Raw genomic sequence first — 5,235 nt, 5'->3', positions numbered from 1 at the left:
GCGGGCCCCCGCTGGCGCCGCCAACCCCCCCGGTGCGGCCCGGTTCCCGCGCCACCCCCCCCCCCCCCACCGCGCGGCCCCCCACCGCGCCCCGCGCGCCCGCCCGCGCCGGGGAGATGGGCCGCGGCTTCGCCGTGGTCGCCGATGAGGTGCGCACGCTGGCCAGCCGTACCCAGGCCTCGACGGACGAGATCCAGCAGATGATTCAGCGCCTCAAACAGGGCGCGGAAACGGCCGTCAGCTCCATGCACGCGGGGCAGTCGGCCACCGGCACTGGCGTCGAATCCAGTCAGCGCACCGGGCAGTCGCTCGGCGCGATTACCGAGCAGATCGAGCGTATCAGCGACATGAACACTCAAGTGGCTTCGGCGACCGAAGAGCAGAGTTCGGTGACCGAGGAGATCAACCGCAATGTGCAGGGCATCGCCGACCTGGCCCACGCCACGGCCGGCGAGGTGCGCGCCTGCCGTGAGGATTGTCAGACCTTGAGCCGCCTGGCCGATGATCTGGCTGGGCAGATGGGCAAGTTCCGGCTGTAATCCTCAGTGATCTGCCGCAACCAGGCGGTTGCGGCCTTCGCGCTTGGCGCGGTAGAGCGCACTGTCGACGCGCTTGAAGAAGGCGTCGGCATCGGCGTCATGGCTGCTGCTGAAGCAACCGATGCCAAGACTGGTGGTCAGCTCCAGACGCTGATCGTCCAACTGCAGGCCTTCCACCTCCAGCTCCTGACGAAAGTGCTCGGCCAGATCCCAGGCCTGGGCCAGGGTGGTGCCCGGCAGCAGTACGCCGAACTCCTCGCCACCCAGGCGCAGCAGTGCGTCGGCATCGCGGCGAAACACCTTGCGCATGCGTTCGGCGAAGGCGCTCAGGCAGGCATCGCCACCTGCGTGGCCGTGTTCGTCGTTGACCTTCTTGAAGAAGTCGATATCCATCAGGACCAGCGACAGCGGCTCGCCCTGGCGCACTGCATTGGCCACCAGGCTGGGAAACAGGTTATTGAACTGATAGCGGTTGCCGAGCTGGGTCAGGCTGTCGGTGCGACTGAGTAGATCGAGCTGACGCTGCTGTTCCAGCAGCTTCAGTTCCAGCTCGAGGGTGGCGCGGTACTCACGATGGTTGCGCCCCAACACCAGCACCAGATAGCTGAGGTAGAAGATCAGGGTGACCAGTATCGTGTGTTTCTGCTGCCAGTTCAGCGCCATCACTGCCAGGCCTGGCAGATAGAGCAGGACCAGCGCCAGGAGTGCGCGGCCGCGGCGCATGGCGAAGTTGAAGGTCATCGCCGTGGCGAAGGCCACCGTGGCCAGGGTGGCGATCATTTCTGAGTCGTTGTAGGCGTTGCTGTATACCGCCAGAGCATGGGCCTGGCCCCAGCACAGCGAGGTCAGGAGAATCAGGCCCCAGTGACGGTCGAGCCAGCGCTGCAACTGCTCGGGGCTTTCGAGGCCATCAGGGCGGTGCAGCAGTCGCGCGGCCAGCAGTGCGGCGAACAGCAGGCAGCCCAGCACCCCGCTGAACATCAGGCTGCCGGGCGCTGCGCTGAAGGCCCAGGTCAGCAACCAGGCCAGAAAATAGAAGAAGCCACCCAGGCGCGTGCGGATGCGGGTGTCATCCACTTCGCGCCACAGGGCGAAGGTATTGGGTTGGCGCGGTACTTCGGCGTCGGTCATCGTTTTCGGCCTGTCACCGCTGGCGGCCACCTCCGGGCCGTCGCAGGCGACGTCAGAACCTTCTCCACGGGGCTTTTTGTGATCACAGAAAGAGCATGCGTGAGCATAGCGCCTTTTCGTGATCCCTGGAGTGTCCATTTGCCAGTATTCGTGGCCACCCGTCAGCCGCGACGGATCATCCAGATCCCGGCGACGATCAACAGCAGACCTGCCACCTTGCCGAAGGTGATCGGATTTTCGCGGAAACCGGCCCAGCCAAAATGATCGAGGGTGATAGCCATGGCCAGTTGTCCGGCGATTACCAGCACCATGAACAGCAGCGCGCCCACGCGTGGGCCGGCGAAGGCTGCGGTCGCGATGAAGAAAGCTCCGAGCAGGCCGCCGCTCCAGTGCCACCAGGTCAGCTCCTTGAGCGCACCGAGGCCAGGCATTTCACGCTGGCTCAGGGTCATCAGCAGCAACGCCAGGCTACCAACGGCAAAGGAAATCAGCGCGGCGGCGAAGACACTGGAGAGGTGACGGGCAAGCTGGCCATTGATACCGGCCTGCAGAGGCAGCACCGCGCCGGCGAGGAAGGGCAGGGCCAGCAGCCAGCCGCTGATGTGGTTCATGGATAACTCCAACGAGGGAAACGGGGGAAGGCGTTACGACAGGCTTTTTTCCAGCTGCACCAGGGCGACGCGGCTGCCGTTCGGGGCGCGGCGTTCGGCGATACCGACGGTCTGATAGCCAAGACGGGTGTAGAGCAGCAGGCCGCCAGCGTTGGCGTTGAAACAGGACACCTTCATCAGCGGCGCCCTGTAGCGCTCGCGGGCGATCTGCTCCATCACTTCCACCAGGTGCTGAGCCACGCCTTGGCTGCGTGCCCAGGGTGCCACCATCAGGTTGCCGAGGGCGCAGAATTCGCCATGTTGCCATTGGTAGAAATTGGCGAAGCCGGCGACTTTCCCAGCCAGTTCCACCACGGTGCTTTCACGCCGCTCGGCAATGGCGGCAGCGAGCTGGCCGACGTTGAGTGGCCAGATAGCCTTGGGGTAGCAGAAGAACAGTTCATCGACGTTCTGCGGGAAGCCGACCACGTCACCGAGGTCGGTGGCCGTGGCCGGGCGGTGTTGCAGGTTTGCGTTCAAACGGGGCGGTCCTTGTTCAGCGCGGTGGATACTGAGAAAGCACCTGGGTGACGGTTTCGCGGATCGCCCGTTCGCGCTCTGCCGGTGTCGGTGGCTGGCTGCGCATCACCTGTTCACCGCTGCCGCGCCAGACCAGTTTGCCGTCTTTGCCGTCGTACAGGTCGATCTGCAGCGTTGCGACCTTATAGTCCACACGGCGCGTTTCGGTGAAGGCCGGGCCGCCCCAGTAACCTCCCCAATAGCCGCCCCAGCCACCACCGTACTGGGTGGTGATCTGGTCCTGGCGTTCGTCGACGATCAGCACGCTCTGCACTTTCAGGTCGCCCTTGCCATCGGCGGCCTGGCGTAGGCCGCGTTGCTCGAGCTGCTCGGCGACGGCCTGGCTGATTCGCGCTTCGGTGATATCGCTCTTCAGGCGTGCGTCGTCGGGTTGGTAGGCGAGCTTGTCGTCCATCCAGCTCCAGCTGCGGTAGGCGCCGAAGTCACGACTGGGATCGAAGTCGCGCTCCAGGCTGACGCTGGCGCAGCCGCTCAGCAGCAGCGCCGCGATCAGGTAGGACAGGTTACGCATGGTGCTCTCCAGGGCTGTCGATCAATAGGGTGGGTAGCCGTTCAGCGCGCTGCGGATGGCCGCACGCATGGCATCGGCCTGCGCCGCCTGGTCCTTGCCGGCCACGGCTTCGCCGCTGCCTGACCAGACCACCTGGCGGTCGCGTGGGTCGATCAGTTCGATGCGTACCACGGCCACTTTCTGTTCGTAGGTGCGCACGATGGGGACGCTGCCGTAGGCGCCGTAGCGGCGGTCCCAGTGGCTGCCGGTGCCGTAGTAGCCACCGACGTTGTCCTGGTATTGGCGCAGGCGGGTTTCCTGGTTGATGCGGGCGCTGACCAGCACGTCGCCAGGGCCATTGAGCGCCGGGCGCAGGCCATACTGGTCGAGGCCGGCGCTGACGCTGTCAGCCAACTGATCACCGCCAGGGGCGCGGCCATCCAGCCAGCTCCAGCTGCGATAGCGGCCGTAGTCACGCGGCGCGGCAGGGTAGGCGCTGCGGTCGAAGGTAGTGGCCGCTTCGGGCGGCGCCGGTGGCATGGGTAGCGACTCGGCCTGGTATGGGTTCTTGCTTTGGCAGGCGGCCAGCAGCGGCAAGATGAATAGGGCTATGGCGGTGCGCATGGTCGTCTCCGTGGTCGCGTGCGGCATCCCCGATGGTTTCAGGCTACGCCGGCCTGCCAGCTTCGTCCAACGCGCTCAGCGTGGTCGGCAGATCCAGTGCAGGTAGCGGCCGAGCCCCTCGAAGCTGGGATGGCGGCGGTGCGCCAGCTCCATTTCCAGCAGGTCGATCAGTTCGGCTTTGGCCTGGAATTGCTGCGGCATGTAATCGTGGAATACGCGCACGCCGCTACTACTTTCGACCTGCCAGTCGGCGGCGAGTTGCGTGGCCAGCTCGCGCGGGTCGACCGGTTGCTGCGGCGTCAGGCTCTGTTTCTCGCCGGCGAAGTGTTCCTTGCGCAGTTTGCGGAAATGCCCCTTGAGCAGGTTGCGGTAGATCAGCGCGTCCTTGTTGTAGAAGGCCAGCGACAGCCAGCCTTCCTTGGCCGTCAGCTGGTGCAGCACCGGCAGGATGGCCGCCGGCTCAGCCAGCCACTCCAGCACGGCGTGGCACAGCACCAGATCGAAGGGCTCCTGCAACTGGCCGAGCAGATCCTGCCAGGGTGCCTGGATGAAGGTGGCGTTCTGGCCTGCCTCGGCGAAGCGCTGGCGAGCACCTTCGAGCATGGGTTCGGCTGGCTCGGCCAGGGTGATCTGATGGCCGCGTTGGGCTAGCCACAGGCTCATGTGGCCCAGGCCGGCGCCGACGTCCAGCACGCGCAGCGGGCGATCCGGTAGCGCTTCAGCGAGATCTGCCTGCAGCACGGCGAGGCGGATGGAGCCCTTGGCGCCACCGTAGATCTTTTCGGCGAAGCGGGTGGCGAGTTCGTCGAAGTGGCGGTCGCTCATTTGAGGAAGCGCCGTTCGTTGTCGGCGAGCTTGTCGAGCACCGCCTGATTCATGTCGATACCCAGTTCACTGCACAGCTGCACGAGATACAGCACTACGTCGGCTACTTCCTGCCCAGCGTGGGCGAGCTGGTCGGCAGACAGCTGGCGCGACTGCTCTTCGCTCAGCCACTGGAAGATCTCCACCAGCTCGGCCATTTCCACGCTGGCGGCCATGGCCAGGTTCTTCGGGCTCTGGTAACGGCGCCAATCGTTGTGATCGCGAATGGCGTGCATGCGGGCGGTGAGTTCAACGAGGTTCATGGTGTGGCTCCGTTCGAGCCGCATAGCTTCGGCTCGAACGGAGGCGACCCCCAAAGGGTGGGGGGGTGGTGGTTGGCGGGGCGCGGCGTTTTGGGGGGGGGGGGGGGGGGGAGCAGAGCTGTGGAGGAGGCCGG

Annotated in this window: 7 protein-coding genes and 1 pseudogene; 1 reads left to right on the top strand and 7 read right to left on the bottom strand. The window is 65.6% G+C overall.

The window, feature by feature from the left end; genetic code table 11:
* Positions 1-104: 104 nt before the first annotated feature.
* A pseudogene (locus EGJ86_RS00040) lies at positions 105-539 on the top strand (methyl-accepting chemotaxis protein); the annotation flags it as partial.
* Between the two features lie 3 nt (positions 540-542).
* On the opposite strand, the gene EGJ86_RS00035 reads toward EGJ86_RS00040, so the two are convergent.
* From EGJ86_RS00035 to EGJ86_RS00005, 7 genes are all read right to left on the bottom strand, one after another.
* A complete protein-coding gene (locus EGJ86_RS00035; protein WP_125833472.1) occupies positions 543-1,670 on the bottom strand; it encodes a diguanylate cyclase in 1,128 nt (375 codons plus the stop codon).
* 161 nt (positions 1,671-1,831) lie between these two features.
* Positions 1,832-2,281 (bottom strand): DMT family transporter, encoded by a 450-nt coding sequence (locus tag EGJ86_RS00030; protein WP_106732596.1) that lies wholly within the window; start codon positions 2,279-2,281, stop codon positions 1,832-1,834.
* Between the two features lie 33 nt (positions 2,282-2,314).
* On the bottom strand, positions 2,315-2,800 hold the full coding sequence (locus EGJ86_RS00025; protein WP_125833471.1) for a GNAT family N-acetyltransferase: 486 nt from the start codon (positions 2,798-2,800) through the stop codon (positions 2,315-2,317).
* A gap of 16 nt (positions 2,801-2,816) precedes the next feature.
* A complete protein-coding gene (locus tag EGJ86_RS00020; protein WP_125833470.1) occupies positions 2,817-3,371 on the bottom strand; it encodes a DUF4136 domain-containing protein in 555 nt (184 codons plus the stop codon).
* Between the two features lie 21 nt (positions 3,372-3,392).
* Entirely contained in the window at positions 3,393-3,974 is a 582-nt protein-coding gene (locus tag EGJ86_RS00015; RefSeq protein ID WP_125833469.1) for a DUF4136 domain-containing protein, read from the bottom strand.
* A gap of 75 nt (positions 3,975-4,049) precedes the next feature.
* Positions 4,050-4,799 (bottom strand): methyltransferase domain-containing protein, encoded by a 750-nt coding sequence (locus tag EGJ86_RS00010; RefSeq protein ID WP_125833468.1) that lies wholly within the window; start codon positions 4,797-4,799, stop codon positions 4,050-4,052.
* The gene (locus tag EGJ86_RS00005; protein WP_125833467.1) at positions 4,796-5,101 is read right to left on the bottom strand and encodes a nucleotide pyrophosphohydrolase; all 306 of its coding nucleotides are present in this window, start codon (positions 5,099-5,101) and stop codon (positions 4,796-4,798) included. Before EGJ86_RS00005 ends, EGJ86_RS00010 begins: the two co-directional genes overlap by 4 nt.
* Positions 5,102-5,235: the final 134 nt, after the last annotated feature.

This window comes from Pseudomonas sp. o96-267 (assembly GCF_003935465.1).
In the GTDB taxonomy this organism is placed as follows: Bacteria; Pseudomonadota; Gammaproteobacteria; order Pseudomonadales; family Pseudomonadaceae; genus Aquipseudomonas; species Aquipseudomonas sediminis.
The sequence above is the reverse complement of the archived record's forward strand: the minus strand, read 5'-3'. Positions and strand labels throughout refer to the sequence as shown.

Bases quoted from the DNA above. Each gene is read 5' to 3' on its own strand.
- EGJ86_RS00035 (WP_125833472.1), bottom strand. From the start codon at position 1,670: ATGACCGACGCCGAAGTACCGCGCCAACCCAATACCTTCGCCCTGTGG.
- EGJ86_RS00030 (WP_106732596.1), bottom strand. From the start codon at position 2,281: ATGAACCACATCAGCGGCTGGCTGCTGGCCCTGCCCTTCCTCGCCGGC.
- EGJ86_RS00020 (WP_125833470.1), bottom strand. From the start codon at position 3,371: ATGCGTAACCTGTCCTACCTGATCGCGGCGCTGCTGCTGAGCGGCTGC.
- EGJ86_RS00015 (WP_125833469.1), bottom strand. From the start codon at position 3,974: ATGCGCACCGCCATAGCCCTATTCATCTTGCCGCTGCTGGCCGCCTGC.
- EGJ86_RS00010 (WP_125833468.1), bottom strand. From the start codon at position 4,799: ATGAGCGACCGCCACTTCGACGAACTCGCCACCCGCTTCGCCGAAAAG.
- EGJ86_RS00005 (WP_125833467.1), bottom strand. From the start codon at position 5,101: ATGAACCTCGTTGAACTCACCGCCCGCATGCACGCCATTCGCGATCAC.